This is a genomic window from Microbacterium sp. F2, from assembly GCF_052274505.1.
Lineage (GTDB): Bacteria > Actinomycetota > Actinomycetes > Actinomycetales > Microbacteriaceae > Microbacterium.
Genome location: NZ_JBNVBV010000005.1, coordinates 1 through 19,748 on the forward strand (window position 1 = coordinate 1; position 19,748 = coordinate 19,748).

15 protein-coding genes are annotated in these 19,748 nt (G+C 68.2%); 11 read left to right on the top strand and 4 right to left on the bottom strand.

Annotated elements, in window-relative coordinates; genetic code table 11:
- The first annotated feature begins 212 nt into the window (after nt 1-212).
- The 7 genes from ACQVDU_RS10170 (at nt 213) to ACQVDU_RS10200 (ending at nt 9,470) form a co-directional block, all read left to right on the top strand.
- Nucleotides 213-539, top strand: a complete 327-nt coding sequence (locus ACQVDU_RS10170; protein ID WP_300590502.1) for a TIM-barrel domain-containing protein — start codon at nt 213-215, stop codon at nt 537-539.
- A gap of 93 nt (nt 540-632) precedes the next feature.
- On the top strand, nt 633-2,060 hold the full coding sequence (locus ACQVDU_RS10175; protein ID WP_443477050.1) for a GH1 family beta-glucosidase: 1,428 nt from the start codon (nt 633-635) through the stop codon (nt 2,058-2,060).
- A 65-nt stretch (nt 2,061-2,125) separates the two neighbouring features.
- Nucleotides 2,126-2,419 carry a GNAT family N-acetyltransferase gene (locus tag ACQVDU_RS10180; protein WP_300590504.1) on the top strand — a complete coding sequence of 98 codons (294 nt, stop codon included), beginning with the start codon at nt 2,126-2,128 and terminating at the stop codon, nt 2,417-2,419.
- A gap of 187 nt (nt 2,420-2,606) precedes the next feature.
- On the top strand, nt 2,607-3,716 hold the full coding sequence (locus ACQVDU_RS10185; RefSeq protein ID WP_363493761.1) for a LacI family DNA-binding transcriptional regulator: 1,110 nt from the start codon (nt 2,607-2,609) through the stop codon (nt 3,714-3,716).
- A gap of 41 nt (nt 3,717-3,757) precedes the next feature.
- A complete protein-coding gene (locus ACQVDU_RS10190) occupies nt 3,758-4,912 on the top strand; it encodes an exonuclease SbcCD subunit D (RefSeq protein ID WP_228177842.1) in 1,155 nt (384 codons plus the stop codon).
- Between the two features lie 11 nt (nt 4,913-4,923).
- Nucleotides 4,924-7,887, top strand: a complete 2,964-nt coding sequence (locus ACQVDU_RS10195; RefSeq protein ID WP_443477051.1) for an AAA family ATPase — start codon at nt 4,924-4,926, stop codon at nt 7,885-7,887.
- Between the two features lie 56 nt (nt 7,888-7,943).
- Nucleotides 7,944-9,470 (top strand): MFS transporter, encoded by a 1,527-nt coding sequence (locus ACQVDU_RS10200; RefSeq protein ID WP_443477052.1) that lies wholly within the window; start codon nt 7,944-7,946, stop codon nt 9,468-9,470.
- A gap of 17 nt (nt 9,471-9,487) precedes the next feature.
- Here ACQVDU_RS10200 and ACQVDU_RS10205 read toward each other — a convergent pair whose 3' ends face one another.
- Nucleotides 9,488-10,045, bottom strand: coding sequence for a phosphorylase family protein (locus tag ACQVDU_RS10205; protein WP_443477053.1), 558 nt, complete (start codon nt 10,043-10,045; stop codon nt 9,488-9,490).
- An 81-nt stretch (nt 10,046-10,126) separates the two neighbouring features.
- Between ACQVDU_RS10205 and ACQVDU_RS10210 the strand changes: the two genes are divergently transcribed.
- A complete protein-coding gene (locus ACQVDU_RS10210) occupies nt 10,127-10,720 on the top strand; it encodes a hypothetical protein (RefSeq protein WP_443477054.1) in 594 nt (197 codons plus the stop codon).
- 17 nt (nt 10,721-10,737) lie between these two features.
- Here the strand turns inward: ACQVDU_RS10210 and ACQVDU_RS10215 are convergent, their stop codons facing one another.
- Nucleotides 10,738-12,816 (bottom strand): NAD(+) synthase, encoded by a 2,079-nt coding sequence (locus tag ACQVDU_RS10215; RefSeq protein WP_443477055.1) that lies wholly within the window; start codon nt 12,814-12,816, stop codon nt 10,738-10,740.
- A 118-nt stretch (nt 12,817-12,934) separates the two neighbouring features.
- Here ACQVDU_RS10215 and ACQVDU_RS10220 point away from each other — a divergent pair, with 118 nt between their 5' ends.
- Nucleotides 12,935-16,579, top strand: coding sequence for a TM0106 family RecB-like putative nuclease (locus tag ACQVDU_RS10220; RefSeq protein ID WP_443477056.1), 3,645 nt, complete (start codon nt 12,935-12,937; stop codon nt 16,577-16,579).
- Nucleotides 16,580-16,624: 45 nt separating this feature from the next.
- Entirely contained in the window at nt 16,625-17,626 is a 1,002-nt protein-coding gene (locus ACQVDU_RS10225) for a magnesium and cobalt transport protein CorA (protein ID WP_443477057.1), read from the top strand.
- A 43-nt stretch (nt 17,627-17,669) separates the two neighbouring features.
- On the opposite strand, the gene upp is transcribed toward ACQVDU_RS10225, so the two are convergent.
- Nucleotides 17,670-18,302: a uracil phosphoribosyltransferase gene (gene upp, locus ACQVDU_RS10230; RefSeq protein WP_292710820.1), complete on the bottom strand. Its 633-nt coding sequence runs from the start codon at nt 18,300-18,302 to the stop codon at nt 17,670-17,672.
- Nucleotides 18,303-18,331: 29 nt separating this feature from the next.
- Between upp and ACQVDU_RS10235 the strand changes: the two genes are divergently transcribed.
- Nucleotides 18,332-18,799, top strand: a complete 468-nt coding sequence (locus ACQVDU_RS10235) for a nucleoside deaminase (protein ID WP_443477058.1) — start codon at nt 18,332-18,334, stop codon at nt 18,797-18,799.
- Between the two features lie 12 nt (nt 18,800-18,811).
- On the opposite strand, the gene ACQVDU_RS10240 is transcribed toward ACQVDU_RS10235, so the two are convergent.
- A complete protein-coding gene (locus tag ACQVDU_RS10240) occupies nt 18,812-19,741 on the bottom strand; it encodes an LLM class F420-dependent oxidoreductase (RefSeq protein WP_443477059.1) in 930 nt (309 codons plus the stop codon).
- Nucleotides 19,742-19,748: the final 7 nt, after the last annotated feature.

Below are 19,748 nucleotides of genomic sequence, written 5' to 3' on the forward strand. Positions count from 1 at the left end.
ATGACCGCAAGCCTCGCGCTCACAATTCGTGAGGCACCAGCTCACCCCTCGCGCTCACTTTTCAGTGAGGCACCTCGATCGCGGGCATCGCGCCCTGTTCCCCCGGTATTCCGCGAGCAATCTGCTCACGGGGAGGGGGTCGATGGTGACACTTCGTCAGCCGAGCGGTATAGGTCGCGACCAGGTCCACCGGAACGCCGGTCATGCGGCCCATGGCGCTGGCCTTCCCCGGCGATCCCGCCGTCGAGTACCTCGACCGCCAGTACATGCTGGGCCCAGACATCCTGGTTGCTCCGGTGTTCACGGCTTCCGGCGAGGTGACCTTCTATCTCCCGCCCGGCGCCTGGACCCACCTGTTGACGGGTGAGCGCGTCGAGGGCGGCGGATGGCGCACCGAGGTCCACGGGTTCGACAGCGTGCCGCTGTACGTGCGCCCCGGCGCAGTCGTGCCCTGGGGTGCGCGCGATGACAGGCCCGACTACGACTATCTCGACGGACTCGCGCTGCGTGTCTTCCCGGGGGGGAGAGGGGATTGCTAGCGTCACGGTGACCACCCCCGACGGGCGGGTCGAGACGTTCGAGGTCGACCGCGCTGCGGTCACCGAAGGAGAATGATCGAGAGTGAGCGAGCAATGACCGGATCTCCTGACTACCGCGATTCCGGCCTGGTCTTTCCCGAGGGCTTCACCTTCGGCTCGGCCACCGCGTCCTACCAGGTGGAGGGTGCGTTCGACGAGGACGGACGTGGCCCATCCATCTGGGACACGTTCAGCAAGACGCCGGGCAAGGTGTGGAACGGTGACACCGGGGATGTGGCGTGTGACCACTACCACCGGTGGGAGAGTGACCTCGACCTGATGGCTGAGCTGGGGCTGGATGCGTACCGGTTCTCGATCGCGTGGCCCCGCATCGTGCCGGCGGGCCGGGGCGCGGTGAACCAGGCAGGCCTCGACTTCTATTCGCGACTGATCGACGGTCTGCTCGCCCGAGGGATCAAGCCGGTGGCGACGCTCTATCACTGGGATCTGCCGCAGCCGCTCGAGGATGCCGGGGGCTGGACGAACCGCGCAACAGTCGATGCGTTCGAGGACTACGCGCGGATCGTGGGCGCGGCATTCGGTGATCGAGTCCACACCTGGACGACGCTGAACGAGCCGTGGTGCTCGGCCTACCTCGGTTACGGCCAGGGCGGCCACGCCCCGGGTCGCCATGAGCCGGCAGCTGCGCTCGCGGCAGTGCATCACCTCAACCTCGCGCATGGGCGAGCCGTGCAGGCGCTGCGGGCGACCTCGACCGGCAACCCGCAGTACTCGGTCACGCTGAACTTCCACGTGCTGCGCGGTCAGGGCGACGGGGCCGCCGAAGCCATGCGCCGCATCGATGCCCTCGCGAACCGCGCCTTCACGGGGCCCATGCTGCGCGGGGAGTACCCGGCCGACCTGCTGGAAGACACGGCGTCCGTGACCGACTGGTCGTTCGTGCGCGAGGGGGATCTTGCCGACATCCATCAGCCGATCGATGTGTTGGGTGTCAACTACTACTCGACCGCGACAGTGCGCATGTGGGACGGCGTCTCACCGAAACAGCAGAACGACGGACACAAGGGCGCGGAGGGTGGGACGGCGTGGCCCGGCAGCGACCAGCTCGTCGAGTTCGTGGAGCAGCCCGGCCCGTACACGGCCATGGGCTGGAACATCGCTCCGGAGGGGCTCGAGGAACTTCTCGTTTCGTTGCGCGAGCAGTTCCCGCGACAAGCGCTCATGGTCACCGAGAACGGCGCGGCGTTCGACGACGTCGTGGCGGCCGACGGATCGGTGCCTGACCCGGAGCGGCTCGACTACCTGCGGCGCCACTTCACCGCGGCTCACCGCGCGATGGCCCGTGGCGTGGATCTGCGCGGCTACTTCGTGTGGTCGCTGCTCGACAACTTCGAGTGGGGCTACGGGTACGCCAAGCGGTTCGGCATCGTGCGCGTCGACTTCGACACCCTCGAGCGCACCGTGAAAGACAGCGGCAGGTGGTACCAGCAACTGGTCGCGACCCACGAGATTCCCGCATAGATCATCGGAGCGTCATCCCGAGTCACACCGGCGCCGGCCCGGCGGCGCGAGCGTACCCTGGAGGAATGAGCGAGACGCGGTTCACCGACCAGAAGGATGCCTCCCGGTACACCCTGCACGTGGGTGACGATCTGGTCAGCGCGCTCGATTACAACGACGACGGTCGCTCCGTCGCCCTCACCCGGGCATTCACGCCGCCACCCTTCCGGGGCAAGGGCTACGCGGCCGAGATCGTTGCGCGCGCCGTCGCCGAGCTGGAGGAGCGCGGCGACCGCGAGGTCATCCCGGTGTGCTGGTACGTCGCCGAATGGTTCGAGCGCCACCCCGAGCACGCCGGCATCCTCAAAGCTCGCGCCTGAGCATTCTCGTCAGCGGGACGCTGGCGCGGATTATCGGCGCATATGGTCGTCTTGCCGGGAAGAGGCGACCGTACGCGCCAACTTTTCGCGACGAGTGGGGCAATATCGGCCAGTTTGTTGGCTTACGCCGCGGCGAAGCGCTCACTCCCGGGTCGCTCTAGGATGCTGCGAACGAAGGAGGAACACCGTGAAGTCCAAGCGCGTGACCCTCGCCGATGTCGCTGCTGCTGCCGGTGTCTCGCGGACGACCGCTTCGCTTGTGCTCTCGGATCGCGGAGATGAGCTGCGGATCTCCGAGGCGGCGCAGCAGCGAGTGCGCCGCGTGGCATCAGAGCTCGCGTATCGCCCGAACATCCTCTCGTCAGCGCTTCGCCAAGGATCGAGCCGCACGATCGGTTTCGTCTCCGATACTGTCGCTACCTCACAGCTGGCCGGCGACCTCATCAAGGGCGCTCTGGAATACGCCCACCGAAGCGGTTACATGCTCTTCATCGGTGAGACCGAAGGCGCCCCCGACGAAGAGCGGCGCCTCGTGCAGGGCATGATCGACCGCCAGGTCGACGGCCTCATCATCGCGTCGATGTTCACGCGAGTGCGTGCGGTGCCCGCGGGAATCGATCCTCGAAGCGTCGTGCTGCTGAACGCTCTTCCCGAAGACAGCGCCGTCGGAACCGTCCCCTCGATCGTCCCCGACGAGTACGCCGCCGGACGCGCGGCAGTCGAGGTTCTCCGGGCGGCAGGGCACTCCCGCATCCACCTCCTGGGCGCGGGCCCGGGACCCGATGACGTTCCGGTGCAGACCGTCGCGGGGTCCGAGCGGTTGCGCGGCATTCTCGATGCCCTCGCCGAAGACGGGCTGCAGCCCGCCAGTGCGCGGCTGTGCTCCGTGTGGCTGCCTGAGGACGGATGGGCTGCCACGCGTTCACTGTTGGACACCGGCGTGCGCGGTGAGGCCATCATCACCTTCAACGACCGCCTGGCCTTCGGCGCCTACCAGGCGATTCAAGAGGCGGGACTGTCGATTCCCGGCGACTTCTCGATCGTTTCGTTCGACGACCATCAGCTCGCGAGTTGGTTACGTCCGCGACTGACGACCTTCGCGCTGCCCCACTACGAACTGGGGGCGCTGGCGCTTCAGGTGCTGCTGGAAGATGATGCCTCCGACGGGGGCAGAATCCGGCGGGTTCCGATGCCATTGCGGATGCGCGAGTCGGTGGCGCCTCCAGGCTCGGGGCGGGCAGGTGCTGGAGCTCCCGCGGCGGCATCCGCTCCACGCGAGGCCGCCGTATCCCCGTGAGCCTCGGGGCGGATGTCGGGAGCCCGCCGTAGCGTGAGGGCATGCGCATCCTCCACACCTCCGACTGGCACATCGGGAGGTCCTTCCACGGGCACTCGACGCTGCCTGCGCTCCGGGAGGTGCTCGACGCGCTGATCGAGCAGGTTCGGGAGAACTCCGTCGATGTGGTGATCGTCGCGGGAGACGTCTTCGACTCATCGACGCCGCCGGCGGAGTGCTACACGCTGCTCACCGACATGCTCTCGGGGCTCGCTGATGCCGGTGCCGCCGTGGTCGTGACCAGCGGCAACCACGATTCGGCTGCCCGCCTGGGATTCCAGTCCGGCCTTCTGCGGGCGGGAATCCACGTCCTGACCGATCCGGCGACGCTGGACGCGCCGATCACGCTGACCGACGAACACGGGCCCGTGCACGTCTACGGCATCCCCTACCTCGAGCCCGCGCTGCTGCGACGGACCTGGCCCGGCGAGAAGCTGCGCACCCAGCACGACGCGATCGCGCACGCCATGGGACTCATCCGCGCAGACCATGCCGCGCGCGGTGGTCGCTCGATCGTCGTCTCCCACTGTTTCACCGCGGGCGTCGATCCCACTCCCGGCCTCGAGAGAGACATCCAACAGGGCGGACTCGACGTCGTCCCGCTCGCCGAGTTCGCGGGCATCGATTATGTCGCTCTCGGGCACATCCACGGTCGTCAGCAGCTCGCGCCCACCGTGCGGTACGCGGGCGCGCCGCTGCACTACAGCTTCGGCGAGGCCGACAAGCCGCGCGGCTCATGGCTTGTCGATCTCTCGGCTACCGGCGAAGCCTCTGTCACCTGGCTCGACCTGCCGATCCCGCGCCGCCTCGTCACGATTCGCGGGACGCTCGATGACCTGTGCTCCGCTGCTGACCACGAGCACGCCGCGGCAGCGTGGGTGCGAGCCGAATACACGGATGCCACACCGCAGCGCGATCCGCTGCGCCGACTGCAAGAGCGCTTCCCCTTCTGCGCGGCAGTGGTCCACGCCCCTGAGCGTCAGCACGAGCGCGACGATCAGACCTACGCCGGCCGCGTGCGGACGGCTCGGACCGACGTCGAACTCATCGGCGCCTTCCTTGCTCACGTCCGCGAGGGTGAGGGTGCCAGCCCGGCGGAGGCGGAGCTGATCTCCGAGGTGATCGAGGGTCGTACGGTAGCGGAGGCCGTCGCGTGAGGATCCACCGGGTGCAGATCGAAGGGTTCGGCCCCTTCCGAGAACGGCAGGATGTCGACCTCGACGCTCTCGCCCCCTCGGGGGTGTTCGTGATCGCCGGCCGCACCGGAGCGGGCAAGTCCAGCATCCTCGATGCCATCTGCTTCGCCCTCTACGGCACGGTCCCCCGCTATGACGGAGTCGATCGGCGCCTGCGCAGCGATCATTGCGGCCCCGACGATCCGACGCAGGTCACCCTGGAGTTCAGCACCGGAAGCGATCGGTGGCGCATCTCGCGCTCGCCGGACTACGAACGCCCCAAGCGTCGCGGCACCGGCATGACAATCGTCGCGGCCGACGCTCTGCTCGAGCGGCTGGAACCGGCTGCGGACGGCAGCGAGCACTGGGTGGGGTACGCCGCCGGGCCGCGGGACGTGGGCCACGCGATCCACCAGGTCGTCGGGCTCTCCCACCAGCAGTTCCTGCAGGTGATCCTGCTCGCCCAGAACCGGTTCTCGCAGTTCCTGCTGGCAGGAAACACCGATCGGCAGCGGGTGCTGCGAACGCTGTTCGGCACCCAGATCTACGAGGACTACGAGAAGCGCCTCGACGAACGCCGACGCGAGTCCGAGCGTGAACAGGAGCGCGATGCGGGGCACCTGCAGCGCCTGCAGAGTGACGTCGAAGCGCTCGCACGAGAGGCCGGATGGCACGTCTCGGACGAGACAATCGACCTGGAACGCGTGGCTGCCCGCGCGGGATACGATCTGCAGACCCGCGCTGACGCCGTCGAGCGGGCCGACGCGGCCCTGGCTGCCGCAGAAGCCGCGCACACCCGCGTGCGCCAGCTGCGCGAGCAGCAACAGCAGCGCAACGCCGCGCGCGAGCGTATGGCGGCGATCGAGATCGAGTCTGCGTCGCTCGCGCTGGATCGAGCGCTCCTCGAGGGCGCTCGCTCTGCCGAGCCGCTGCGCGCCGCGATCGACGAGGCGGCCCGCGCCCGTGCCGATGTCGAGGCGGCGGGCGCAGTCGAGGCGGCGGTGCTCGCTGACGCTGCGGCGGGGGTAGACGCCGCCCTCGATGTCGACGATCTGCTTGCCGTGGCCCAGGCGCTCACGGGGGACATCGCGCGATGGCAGGATGCCGAGAAAGCTGAGCAGCAACTCGCCGCAGACCGCGCCGACCTGACCCGAGTGGCAACGCAAGTGGATGCGGTTCGGGCGGTTCTCGCCGTGACCCGCGCCGCGCTCACCCTGGCCGAACAGGAGCGCGGGCGGCTCGGGGATGAGATCGAGAAACTGTCCATCGCTGCGGCGGGACTCGATGCAGCCCGCGCCGAGAGCGAGGACCTTGTCGCACGCCTGATCGCCGCGCGAGAGGCCGAAGCGGCGGCTGTCGAGCTTGCCCAGGCGAGCGCCGACCGGCTCGAGGCGTCGCGCGCCGTCGAAGAGGCTGTGGCCGGGTGGGGACAGCTTGTGCGTCGGCGCCTGGCCGGGTTTGCCGCTGAGCTTGCCGACGGGCTGACCGATGATGACCCTTGCCCCGTGTGCGGTTCGCTCGATCACCCCCAGCCCGCTCCGAGCAACCATGATCCCGTCACTGATGCTGTCCTCGCGGCCGCCGAAGAAGATCGCGACCGTGCCCTGGCGGTGGATCGCGAGAGCGCCGCGCGCCTAACCGCGATCACCGCGCGCGTCGATGCCGCCCGCGCTCGGGCGCAAGGCTCGGTCGAAGAACTTCAGGCGCGTCAGGGTGAAAGTCAGTCCCGGCTGGACGTCGCTGAGCGCGCAACCGAGGCACTCGATCACGCCCGCCGTCTGCGCGGTGATCTCGAGGCCCGTGAGCACGAACTGCGGGGAGAGCTGGACGTTGCTGCCGCTCGCCTGGCAGAACTCGACACCGCCAGCACTGTCCTGAGCGGTCGGATTGCCGAGGCTGAGGAAGCTGTCGCAACCGCGTGCGGTGCTTTCCCGAGCGTCCACGCGCGGATCGTCGACGCCGAGGCTCGGCGGCGAACCGCGCAGCGGCTCGCCGAGGCTCGCCGCGCTCATGAGGTCGCGCTCGAACGGCGGCAGGATGCCGATCGCAAGCTCGACGCGGAAGTCGCGGCATCCTCGTTCCCCGATGCCCCGTCAGCGCGCGCCGCGCTGCTCACACCCACCCAGCTCGAAGACCTGTCGTCGCGGCTGAGCGATCACGACGCCGCGAGACGCATCGCGAAGGAGCGGCTGCTCGAACTCGAGCTGCAGCTCGCCGACGCGCCCGATGACCTCGTCGACACAGACGCCTCGCTTGGCGAGGCGACGCTCGCTCGCGACACCTGGCAGCATGCCGTCGCCGAACTGGCAGCGGTGCGTGAGCGCGTCGCGCGTTTCGGTGACCTGCGACAGGCAATCGAGAAGCTCGATCGCGACGGACATGAGCGGCGCGAGCAACACCAGACCATCGTGCGTCTGGCCGACACACTCGCCGGGCGCGCCCCGAACACCATGCGCATGACGCTCGAGACCTTCGTCTTGGCCGCCGAACTCGAAGAGATCGTCGCTGCCGCGAACCTGCGTCTCGCCGACATGTCCGACGGGCGCTACCGTCTGGAACACACCGACACTCTGGCGCGGCGAGGCGCCGCGTCGGGCCTCGGGCTCCATGTCCACGATGCGTATACGGGCCGTACCCGTCCTCCCCAGTCGCTGTCCGGCGGCGAGACCTTCCTTGCCTCCCTCGCTCTCGCCCTGGGCCTCGCAGAGGTCGTCACGAGCCGTGCCGGCGGCATCCGGCTCGACACGCTCTTCATCGACGAAGGGTTCGGGTCGCTGGATGCTGAGACTCTCGAGCTGGCGCTTCGCACCCTCGATGACCTGCGCTCGGGCGGCCGCACGATCGGCGTGATCAGTCACGTCGAGGCGATGAAGGAGCAGCTTCCGATCGGCATCCTTGTCGAAGCGACGCCCTACGGGTCGAGCGTCATCACCGAGGCCGCGCCCAGCCGGCTCTGATCGCGAGTGACACCGTCACGGGCCTTGCCCGATCGGCAGGGGCATACGCTGGCAGGGTGAGTTCGGATTCGGGAGCGTCGTCGCAGCCACGAACCACCACGATCCCGCTCACCAACGCCGCGCGGTGGCGAGCGTTTGCCGTCGCGGCATCCGTCGCGGCGATCACGATCCTCGACCTGTCGAAGGTCAATGTTGCGCTGCCCTCGATCGAGCATGCGCTGGGCGCTGGTTCCACAGAACTCCAGCTGATCGTCTCGGGCTACGTCCTGACCTTCGGTCTGTTCCTGGTTCCCATGGGGCGCCTGGGCGACCAGCGTTCCCGCCGCGCGCTGTTTCTGGTGGGCCTGATCCTGTTCACTCTCGCAAGCCTTGGGTGCGCGCTGGCTCCGAACATCGTGGTTCTCATGGTCTTCCGGTTGCTACAGGGTGTTGCTGCCGGCATCCAGATGCCGCAGGTCCTCGGCTTGATTCAGCAGATCTTTCGGGGGGCGGAGCGGGGGCGCGCGTTCGGTCTGTTCGGAGCAACGATCGGGCTCGCCACGGCATTCGGACCGACGCTCGGTGGGCTCATGATCGCCCTCGGCGGTCCGGATGACGGCTGGCGCTGGATCTTCTGGATGAACGTTCCGCTGGGAATCGCCGCGATCGCCGCGGCGGTCTGGGTGCTTCCGACCACTCGGATCCACACCGGCCGCCGCATCGCTCTCGACCCGATCGGTGTGGTTCTGTTCGGCGTGACGGTGCTCGCCCTGATGTGGCCGTTCCTGTTCACCACGGGCTCACCCGACGACGACCCACGGCGGTGGTGGTTGCTGACCGTCTTCGTCCTGTTCGCGGTCCTCTTCGTCGCCTGGGAACGGCGCTACGCTGCCCGCGGGCACGCGCCACTGATCCCGTTCTCGCTCTTTCGCATCGCGTCCTATCGCAACGGCACCCTGCTCGCTACCTCGTACTTCGCGGCCCTCCCGGCCCTGTTCCTGCTGACCACCCTGTACCTGCAGACGGGGCTCGAGCTCGAGCCAGTTTTCGCCGGAATGGTCACCATCGGCTTCGCGCTACCGAGCGCCGTGGCCTCCTGGGTGGGCGGCAACCTCGTGACCCGCATCGGTCGCCCCTTGGTCGTTGGCGGACTCATCCTGGTCTTGGTTTCGGCGGTCGGTCTCGTGCTCGTCGCCGTCTTCGCGACGCCCGCGCTGACTCCGTGGCTGATGGGCGCCGTGATGATCGTCGGAGGCCTCGGGGGTGGGCTCGTCATCTCACCGAACCAGACCCTCGCACTCGCGGACGTGCCGGTATCTGAGGGAGGCCTTGCCGGCTCAGTGGGCCAACTCGGTCAGCGCATCGGTACTGCCGTCGGCACTGCCGTCGCTCTCGCCCTGTTCTACGCCACGATCTATCGCGAGACCGGCAACCGGGACTCGCTGGCGGTCTACCACGACGCCTACCTCATCGGGATGTCGTCAGTCGCCCTCTTCATCGCGCTGGCGTTCGTCGTCTCGATCGTCGACCTGTCCCGGCGCCGAGCTGCGGCACGGGACGCCGAAGCCGACGAAGCGGAAGAGCGTCGCGCGGGCCCGACCTGAGCCGGGAGGCTGCGGGCTCAGAGATCGTAGTCTCGGCGCATCCGCTCCAGGAGCAGCACGCTGCAGGCATCCGTCGCTTCGCCCCAGTCCCACCGGGCGCCGTCCTGGGCACGATCCGACACGGCCTTCAGTACCCGGATCGGCACGTCGTACTGCTGAGCGACCCACACGTACGCGTAGACCTCCATATCGACGAGGGTCGCTCCCAGATCGCGGATGCCTGCAGCGGCATCGGCGTCATCCACGAAGTGGTCGCCGGTCGCGATCGTATGGCCAGTCCCGCCGAACGAGAGCATCGCCGGGAGTGACACGTGCTGCCCAACGACATTGTCGAGGTCGGTCACATCGTGCTGGATCGCGGCAGTGACCTCGTGCACAGTGGCCTCGACATCATCGTGGATGGCGCCGGCGGTGCCGACGACGACGATCTCGTCGTAGTCGCCGCGTTCCAGGGCGCGTGTCAGCGCGTGCGTTGCCTGGAGCTTTCCTGGGCCCGTGACAAGGCGGTCGAAGCCGGGAAGCTCGTCGGGAAACGCAACCAGCTCGCGGTCGAGAGCCGCAACGAGAAGTCTCATGCCTTCATTTTGCCTGGCGTTTCGAGGTGTACGGGTTCACGCTCAGCGGCCAAGATGGGAGGCGACGACAGGAGGACGCAAGTGAAGTCTGTGGTGTTGGAAACTCCCGACGGGATCGATGTGCGGCTCGGGTGGGACCCGTCGATGAGCGAACACGATCGCAAGCGCGTCCTGGCCAAGGAACTCGTCGCCGCCAAGCTTAAGCTCGACCCGAAAGACGTCAGGGTCGAGCGGGAAGCCCCGGCTCAGTTCGGGTTCCACACGCAGTTGTTCGCGAGCGTTGAGGGCAAGGAACTGCCCCTGCAGATCCGCAATGCAAGCTTCCGCGCAGCAACCGTGGTCGCTCTCACCGATCAGCCGTACACGATCGGCCTCGACATCCGCGACCTGCATCCCGACGAGGCGACGATCCACGAGATGCAGCGGCATTCACGTCTGTTCGACGAGTCCAACATCTTGAACCTCATCGACCACTGGACGCGCGTGCAGGCCGTGCGCGAAGCCGACGGCCGCGGTGCGCGCGTTGTGCCTGATGTCGTCAAGCTCGACGCGACCCGGCAGCGGGGGTGGGTCCCCGACCGCAGGGCGCAGTACACGATCCTCGATCTCTCCCGCGATGGCTTCGTCGTGACGCTCGCTTTCGCCGACGCGGAGGACGCCCGCACCCCCGTGTGAGGTCGAGCCGAAAGGGATCAGGCGTCGGATGCCGGCTCTAGCGCGGCATCCAGTTCGGCAAGCCACACCCGGGCGTTGCCGTCAGAGGGGGCGCGCCAGTCGCCGCGCGGCGACAGGGACCCGGCCGGTGACACCTTGGGGCCATTGGGGATTGCTGAGCGCTTGAACTGCGCGAACCCGAAGAAGCGCTGCAGGAACACCCGCAGCCAGCGCACCACGGTGTCCCGGTCGTACGCATATCGCTCGTCGAGCGGGAATCCGGGGGGCCAGGCGCCCGCATCCGCATCCCGCCACGCCCGTTCAGCGAGGAAGGCGATCTTCGAGGGGCGGATGCCGTACCGGAGGACGTGGAAGAGGGTGAAGTCGTGCAGGGCGTAGGGGCCGATACGATCCTGCGTCGACTGGATCTTGCCATCCTCGTCCGCGGGCACGAGTTCCGGGCTGATTTCGGTGTCGAGCACCGACTGCAGCACGGTGGTCGCCTCGCGGGTGAGGGCGGCGGCTCCCTGGTCTTCACCGTGCGCGATGACCCACCGGATGAGGTGTTGGATGAGGGTCTTCGGGACCCCCGTGTTCACCGCGTAATGGCTCATGTGGTCGCCGACGCCATAGGTAGCCCAGCCGAGCGCCAGCTCCGACATGTCGGAGGTGCCGATGACGATGCCGCCGTTCTGGTTTGCCAGGCGGAACAGCAGATCAGTGCGGACGCCGGCCTGCACGTTCTCGAATGTGACGTCGTAGACCGGCTCTCCCTGGCTGAACGCGTGTCCGATGCTGTGGAGGATCTCGGATGCCGTGGGACGGATGTCGATCGTCTCGATCGACGCGCCGATGGCTGTCGCCAGGGCCACCGCATTGGACTTCGTGTGGTCGCTGGTCGCGAAACCGGGGAGCGTGTAGGCGAGGATATCGGAGCGTGGCCGCCCCATCCGGTCCATCGCCCGGGCGATGACGAGCAGCGCGTGGGTTGAGTCCAGCCCACCGCTGACGCCGATCACCGGCTTCGGGTCGCCGATCGCCCGCATCCGCTGCACGAGGCCCTCGACCTGGATGTTGAAGGCCTCGTAGCAGTCCTGCGCGAGGCGGGCGGGGTCGTCGGGGACGAACGGGAACCGGTCGAGGTGACGGCGCAGCCCGACATCCGTGGCAGGCGGGTCGAGGACGAACTCGACCCTGACGAAGTCGTCGGCGCCGAGCGCACTGCGGTTGTCATCGAACGTGCCCTGGCGGATGCGATCTTGACGGAGCTTGTCGAGATCGATGTCGGCGACGCTGCGGCGCGGGCCGTCGGGGAAGCGCTCGGTTTCGGCGAGCAGCGCGCCGGCCTCGTAGACCATCGTCTGGCCGTCCCACGACAGGTCGTTCGTCGATTCGCCCAGGCCCGCTGCGGCGTAGACGTAGGCGCTCAGGCACCGTAGCGACTGCGACTGCACGAGGATGCGGCGATCCTCGGCCCTGGCGATCGTGATCGGGCTTCCCGAGAGGTTGGCGATCACGCTCGCTCCCGCCAGTGCTGCCCGGGATGACGGCGGAACGGGCACCCACATGTCTTCGCACACCTCGACATGAAGGACGAGGCCCTCGATGTCGCGGGCCTCGAAGAGCAGGTTCGTGCCGAAGACGGTCTCGAGATCGCCGATCCGGATCGCCTCGCCCGACCACGCCTCGCCCGGTGCGTACCAGCGCCGCTCGTAGAACTCGCGGTACGTGGGCAGGTACGTCTTCGGCACGACGCCGAGCACCTCGCCGCGATGGATGACGACCGCACAGTTGTAGAGGCGGTTGCGGTGGTGCAGGGGGGCGCCGACCACCAGCACCGGGAAGAGATCGACGGATGCAGCCACGATCCGCTCGATGGCGCGGGTGACGCCGTCCAGAAGTGCGTCCTGCATGACGAGGTCATCGATGGCGTAGCCCGACAGGCAGAGCTCGGGGAACACGGCGACGGCAACGGCATCCGCGTCGCACTCGCGTGCTGCCGCGAGAACCGCTTCGGCGTTGGTTACGGGGTCGGCTACCGCGACCGGAATCGTGCACGCCGCGACGCGCGCGAAGCCGTGGCGGTACGCGCTTTCGAACGGCAGGCTCGTGCTCACGCCTCCAGTCTCGCACTTCGCGTCCTGCCGCGCCGAGAAGCCCGCGACTGCACCGTGCCCGGCATCCTGGCTGGGTCGTGTCGGAGGGCCCGGCTATCGTCGGGAGCGGAAAGGCATCATGCGATACATCGAGAGCGAGCGTCGGTTCGTCTGGAGTGCGAGCGACCTCAAGGCCGCCGCCGAGTGCGAGTTCGCCTGGGTGCGGGCCATCGACGCGAAGCTCGGTCGGGTCGATCCGGTGGAGGATCCGGTTGATCTCACCCTCGAACGCGCTGGACGACTGGGCGGCGTCCACGAACGACGAACGCTCGAGGCGTACCGCGAACGCTTCGACGGCGCCGTCGTGGAGATTCCCGAGACCGCCTCCTCGGATGCCGAAGCCCTGGCTCACGCCGTCGCGCTCACCAACGACGCGCTGCGGTCCGACGACGCGGCCGTGATCTATCAGGCGAGCTTCGCCGACGACGAGTTCGTGGGTTTCGCGGATTTCCTCCTGCGGGATTCGGACGGGCGCTGGATCGTACAGGACACCAAGCTGGCCCGCCATGCGCGCGTCACCGCGCTCATGCAGCTCGCGGCATACGTCGACCGACTCGACCAGCTGGGGGTGCCCCGGTCCAGCGAGGTCCAGTTGTTGCTCGGCGACGGATCGACCAGCACCCACCGCGTCGACGACCTCCTTCCGGTCTATGCCCTGCGCCGCCAGCGTCTCCGTGCGCTCCTGGCAGACCGGCTCTCGGCATCCGCCCCGGTCGCGTGGGATGACCCGCGCGGCGACTTGGGGATCGTCGCGTGCGGCAGGTGCCCGACGTGCGAGCTCGAGGTCGTCGCGAGCCGGGATCTGCTGCTGGTGGCAGGCATCCGTCCCGTCCAGCGCGAACGGATGCAGGCAGCGGGCATCCGCACGATCGATGATCTGGTCGATGCGAACGCGACGCCGGCGGGGATGAACCCCGACACCTTCGCGATGCTGCAGACCCAGGCGAGACTGCAGTTGCGAACGGCAGCCGGTGTGGGCGCGTTCGACTCGGTAGCAGCCGTGGACGCGGCATCCGGTGCGCCCGCGGCACCCGCGCCACCGCCGTTCGAGGTCGTCGTACCGGCTGCCCTCGCGGCGCTGCCGCGGCCCGACCACGGCGACCTGTTCTTCGACTTCGAGGGTGACCCGCTCTACACCGAAGCGTCCGACGATGATGCGCCCGGGCGTGAGCAGACGATCTCGTGGGGTCTGGACTACCTGTTCGGCTGGGTTGACGATCGCGAACAGTACAGCGCGCTGTGGGCCCACTCCTTTGCCGACGAGCGCGCTGCCCTCGAGACGTTTCTCGACATGGTCGCGGTGCGCAGGCACGCCCATCCCGCCATGCACATCTACCACTACGCGCCTTACGAGCCCACGCACCTCTTGCAGATGGCGGCGCGCTACGGGGTGCGCGAGGCGGAGGTCGACCGTCTTTTGCGCGACGGTGTCTTCGTCGACCTCTATCCCGTGGTCAGGCGCGCGCTGCGAGTGGGGTCGCGTTCCTACTCGATCAAGAAGCTCGAGCCCCTGTACATGGGCGACGAGGTCCGCACGAGCGATGTGCAGCGCGGCGATGACTCGATCGTGAGATACGTCGAGGCACGGTCGCTCGCCGAAGACGGGGACGCGGATGCCGCGCAGCTCATCCTCGATGACATCGCCGACTACAACCGCTACGACTGTGTCTCGACCCGGCGCCTGCGCGATTGGCTCGTCGACCGCGCTCGGGAGACGGGTCGGCGCCCGGCAGCGAATCCGGAACCGAGCGAGACCGGCTACGAACCTTCGCCGCAGGCGACGACGCTGCTGCGCCTGGCGGGTGAGACCTCCGATGAAGCCGACGCGCAGGCACTGCGCCTCGCCGCCGCAGCGATCGACTACTACCCGCGTGAGGCGAAGTCGTTCTGGGCCACCCACTACCTGCGGCTTCGCGAACCGATGTCGCTGTGGGAAGACACGCGAGACGTCGTTGCCGTGGACCCGGCGCGTTCCCGCATCCGTGAGGACTGGCACAGGCCCGAGGGCTCACGAGCAGACCGGCGCGTGATCGAGGTGCGCGGCGAGCTCGCGCCTGGCACACGTCTCCGCCCCGGAGCCGACCCCTTCGCGATCTACGAGCTGCCCGCGCCCTTCCCGTTCGACGCCTCAGCGCGGTGGATTCACGCCGACCATCGGGTCAGCGTCATCGAGGAGCTCGAGGACGGTGTGGTCATCGAAGAGCGCGCCGTCGAGGGTTTCACCTGGCAGGACCTGCCGATCGCGCTGACGCCCGCTGCCCCACCTCGCGCGGCAAGTCAGCAGACCGCCATCGACGCGTGGGCGGCTGCCGTCATCGACGCCCACCCGAGATTCCCGAAAGACCCGGCATCCGACATCCTGCGGCGACTGCCTGCCCGGTTGCTCGCGGGTGATCCGGCGACGGTCGCTGCGGACGCGGATGACGTCGACGCGCTCGTCGAAGCAGTGCTTCGCCTCGACCACAGCGCCCTGTCGGTGCAGGGGCCGCCCGGTACCGGCAAGACCTACGTCGGTTCGCACGTGATCGAGCGGCTCGTCGCCGAGCACGGGTTCCGCGTGGGAGTCGTCGCCCAATCACATGCGGTGGTCGAGCACATGCTCGGCCGCGTCATCGCGGCGGGGGTGCCCGCTTCTCAAGTCGGCAAGGCGCCAAAGGATGCTGACGCCGATGTGCCCTTCACCGTGATCCCGAAGAACGGCGTGCCGGCGTTCGCGGCCGAGAACGCGGCAACCGGCTTCGTCGTCGGTGGGACGGCATGGGATTTCAGCCACGAAGGTCGTGTGCCGCGCGGAAGCCTCGACCTGCTCGTGATCGACGAGGCCGGCCAATTCTCACTCGCATCCACGATCGCCGTCTCGCTCGCAGCCCCGCGGCTGCTGCTCATCGGAGATCCTCAGCAGCTTCCGCAGGTGAGCCAGGGGACCCATCCGGAGCCGGTCGATACGTCGGCGCTCGGGTGGATCATGGACGGCGAGGACGTCATCCCGCCGAGCTTTGGGCGCTTCCTCGCTGCCTCGCGGCGGATGCATCCCGCCGTCACCGCCCCGGTCTCCGACCTGTCGTACCGCGGTGCGCTGCGCGCTCACCCCAGCACAGCGCTGCGGCGCCTCGAGGGTGTGAGGGCCGGCGTCGTTCCGGTGCCGGTTCGTCATCGCGGCCGGGCTACCCAGTCGCCGGAGGAGTCCGAGACGGTCGTCGAGATCGTGCGCGATCTCGTCGGGCGCTCGTGGACGGATGTCGTCGTGGACGACGGTGACAGCTCGGCGACCAGCGCGCCATCCCGGCCTCTGCGGGCTTCCGACATCATCGTCGTGACGCCGTACAACGCGCAGCAGGTGCTCGTGGAGTCAGCGCTCTCGGCCGCCGGGTTTCCGGACGTGCCGGTCGGGACGGTCGACCGCTTTCAGGGGCAGGAGGCTGCCGTCGCGATCGTGTCGCTCGCGGCATCCTCGGGTCGAGACGCACCCCGAGGACTCGAATTCCTGCTGCTGCGCAACCGCCTGAACGTCGCCATCTCGCGGGCGATGCACACCGCCTACATCGTCTACTCGCCGGGGCTGCTGGACGATCTTCCACGCACGCCCGAGGGAGTGGCTCGCCTCAGCGGATTTGCGCGGTTGGTCGGCGCCGTACCCACCGAGACGGGCAGGGCGATGGATGCTGCTTCGGCGGTTCCAGCGATGAGTGCGGTGGTTCCCGGAGGCGATACCCCCGTCGGCTAGGATCCGGCCGAGGCTCGCTCGCGCCTCGGATCTCGGGAGTACATCATGCCGGTCATCGATAGTGCCATCTATGTCGACGGGGTGCGGGTCGAGAGCCCGACGTCGCTCGAGGAGGCGTACCGGCTTCGACAAGAGCTCCATGGGTTCGCGTGGATCGGGCTGTACCGTCCCACGGCAGAGGAATGGGACTCGGTCTCGCGGGAGTTCGACCTCCATCCGCTCGCGGTCGAGGATGGTTCGACGGGTCACCAACGCGCGAAGGTGGAGCGGTACGACCGCACGCTGTTCGTCGTGTTGCGCCCGGCCCGCTACGACGACGCTCGAGAGCGCGTGGAGTTCGGTGAGGTACACCTCTTCGTGGGACACGGCTTCGTGATCAGCATCCGTCTCGCGGAGTCTCCCGATCTCGCGGCGGTGCGACAGCGGCTCGAGAGCACACCCGAGCTGTTGCGGCTCGGTTCCGAGGCGGTTCTCTATGCGGTACTCGACCGGGTGGTAGACGACTATGAGCCGGTCATCGGGGGCATCGAGAATGACATCGACGAGATCGAAGATCAGCTCTTCGGCGACGCCAACGACGAGTTCCTCTCGCGGCGGATTTACGAGCTGTATGGTGAGGCCGCTGCGTTTGGCCGGGCGGTCCACCCGCTGATCGGAATGATCGAGCGCCTTCGACGCGGGTACGAGAAGTTCGACGTCGATCTGGAACTGCGCCGCCATATGCGGGACGTCCTCGATAACGTCACCCGCGTGAGCGAGCGGGTCCAGTCATCGCAAGCTCTGCTCGACAAGGCGCTGACCGTTCACTCGGCCCTTGTCGCTCGTCACCACACCGAAGTGTCGATGCGTCAAGACGAGCAGGTCAAGAAGATCTCGGGATGGGCGGCGATCATCTTCGCGCCGAGCCTTATCGCCGGGGTCTACGGGATGAACTTCGACTACATGCCCGAGCTTCATTGGCCGTGGGGCTACCCCATGGCGATCGGAATGATGCTGGCGTTCGCAGGCGGGCTCTACGCGATCTTCCGCTCGCGCAAATGGCTCTAGCGGCGACCCGGCGCGCAGCCGGGCACCGTCAGTGCGCGAGCCGTCAGACCGTGCCGTACAGGCGATCGCCGGCGTCGCCGAGGCCCGGCACGATGTAGCCGCGCTCGTTGAGGCGCTCGTCGATGGCGCCGAGCACCAGCGTCACATCGCGACCGTCGACCTGCTTCTCGATCGCGGCCACTCCCTCCGGGGCGCCGAGCAGGCAGATCGCTGTCACGTCCTGGGCGCCGCGGTCGAAGAGGAAGTCGATTGCCATTCCGAGTGAGCCGCCGGTTGCAAGCATCGGATCGAGCACGAAGCACTGCCGGTCGCTCAGGTCGGCCGGCAGTCGCTCGGCGTAGGTCGTGGGCTCGAGGGTCTCTTCGTTGCGCACCATGCCGAGGAACCCGACCTCGGCGGTGGGGAGGAGCTTCACCATCCCGTCGAGCATCCCGAGGCCCGCGCGCAGGATCGGAACGACGATCGGGCGAGGCTCGCTGATCTTCACACCGGTCGTCTCGGTCACGGGCGTGCGGATCGTGATCTCCGACACCCGAACGTTGCGGGTCGCCTCGTAGGCCAGAAGGGTCACGAGCTCCTCGGTCAGTTGTCGGAAGACCGGCGAGGGTGTGCGCTCGTCCCGAAGGACGGTGAGCTTGTGCGTGATGAGCGGGTGATCGGCGACGTGCAAGCGCATACGCCTCAGAGTAGTCCTAGGCTCGTGGCGTGACTCGCGCCGACACCGACAGCACGGCGATGAGCCGCGCGCTCGAGCTGGCACGTGATGCGGCGGCGACCGGCGAGGTTCCGGTCGGCGCTGTCGTTCTCGATGAGACCGGGGCGATCATCGGCGAGGGCCGCAACAGACGCGAGGCGACGACCGATCCGACAGCGCATGCCGAGGTCGTCGCGATGCGGGCGGCAGCCCAGACCCGGGGCTCCTGGAACCTGGAGGGATGCACCCTGGTCGTCACGCTCGAGCCATGTCTCATGTGTGCCGGCGCCCTGCTCCAGGCGCACGTTTCTCGGCTGGTCTACGGTGCGTGGGACGACAAGGCGGGAGCTGCCGGATCGCTCTACGACGTCGTGCGGGATCGTCGGCTCCCGGTTCGCGCGGAAGTGATCGCGGGCGTGGAGGCGGATGCCGCGGCATCCGTGCTGCGCGACTTCTTCGCCGCCCGACGCGATGCCTGATCGCGGAAGCCGCTAGCGGGGCAGGCGGGGGAGGATGTCGGACCCGAGCTCCTCGAGCTGGTCGAGATCGGTCAGATCAACCTGCTGGAAGTAGATCCGGGTCGCTCCCAGCGCAGCCAGGCGCTCGACCTTCGGGATGATCTCGTCGGCACCGCCGAAGAACATCGCCTCACCCTCGTCGCCGGTGCGCTCCCGGCCGATTGCGGCCAGACGCCGGTCGAGAGTGGCGTCGTCGCGGCCGGCCACGGTGGGTAGCGCGACCGAGAGCTTGAGTGAACCCGGGTCCCGCCCGGCGTCGACGCATGCCTGCCGCACGCGTTCGAAAGCGTCGGCGACCTTGTCCTCGGGTTGGAAGCCGATGTTGAACTCTGTGGCGAACCGTGCCGCCAGCGCGGGGGTGCGTGTGAGCCCGCCGCCGCCGATGATGACGGGAACCTGCGGTTGCACGGGTTTGGGCAGCGCCGGTGACTGGGTCAGTCGGTAGACACTGCCTTCGTGGTCGAAGGTCTGACCTTCGGGTGTTGCCCAGAGGCCGGTGATCACCTCGAGCTGCTCTTCGAACAGGTCGAATCGCCTCGCGGGGAACGGGATGCCGTAGGCCTCGTGCTCTTGCTCGAACCACCCCGTCCCGAGGCCGAGTTCAGCGCGGCCGCCTGACATCTCGTCGACCTGCGCCACCTGAATGGCGAGGACGCCGGGGTGACGGAAGGTCACCGGCGAGACGAGTGTGCCCAGGCGAACCCGCTCGGTTTCCCGGGCGAGGCCGGCAAGGGTCGTCCATGCATCCGTCGGGCCGGGGAGCGGGTCACCGGTGCCCATGGCGAGGTAGTGGTCCGAGCGGAACCAGCCATCGAACCCGAGGCGCTCCGTTGCCTGGGCGCTCACCAGCTGCTGCGCGTACGAGAACCCCTGCTGTGGCTCGGTGAAGACGCAATACTCCATGGCTGCC

Bases quoted from the DNA above. Each gene is read 5' to 3' on its own strand.
- ACQVDU_RS10180 (WP_300590504.1), top strand. From the start codon at position 2,126: ATGAGCGAGACGCGGTTCACCGACCAGAAGGATGCCTCCCGGTACACC.
- ACQVDU_RS10205 (WP_443477053.1), bottom strand. From the start codon at position 10,045: ATGAGACTTCTCGTTGCGGCTCTCGACCGCGAGCTGGTTGCGTTTCCC.
- ACQVDU_RS10170 (WP_300590502.1), top strand. From the start codon at position 213: ATGGCGCTGGCCTTCCCCGGCGATCCCGCCGTCGAGTACCTCGACCGC.
- ACQVDU_RS10220 (WP_443477056.1), top strand. From the start codon at position 12,935: ATGCGATACATCGAGAGCGAGCGTCGGTTCGTCTGGAGTGCGAGCGAC.
- ACQVDU_RS10240 (WP_443477059.1), bottom strand. From the start codon at position 19,741: ATGGAGTATTGCGTCTTCACCGAGCCACAGCAGGGGTTCTCGTACGCG.
- upp (WP_292710820.1), bottom strand. From the start codon at position 18,302: ATGCGCTTGCACGTCGCCGATCACCCGCTCATCACGCACAAGCTCACC.
- ACQVDU_RS10175 (WP_443477050.1), top strand. From the start codon at position 633: ATGACCGGATCTCCTGACTACCGCGATTCCGGCCTGGTCTTTCCCGAG.
- ACQVDU_RS10225 (WP_443477057.1), top strand. From the start codon at position 16,625: ATGCCGGTCATCGATAGTGCCATCTATGTCGACGGGGTGCGGGTCGAG.
- ACQVDU_RS10190 (WP_228177842.1), top strand. From the start codon at position 3,758: ATGCGCATCCTCCACACCTCCGACTGGCACATCGGGAGGTCCTTCCAC.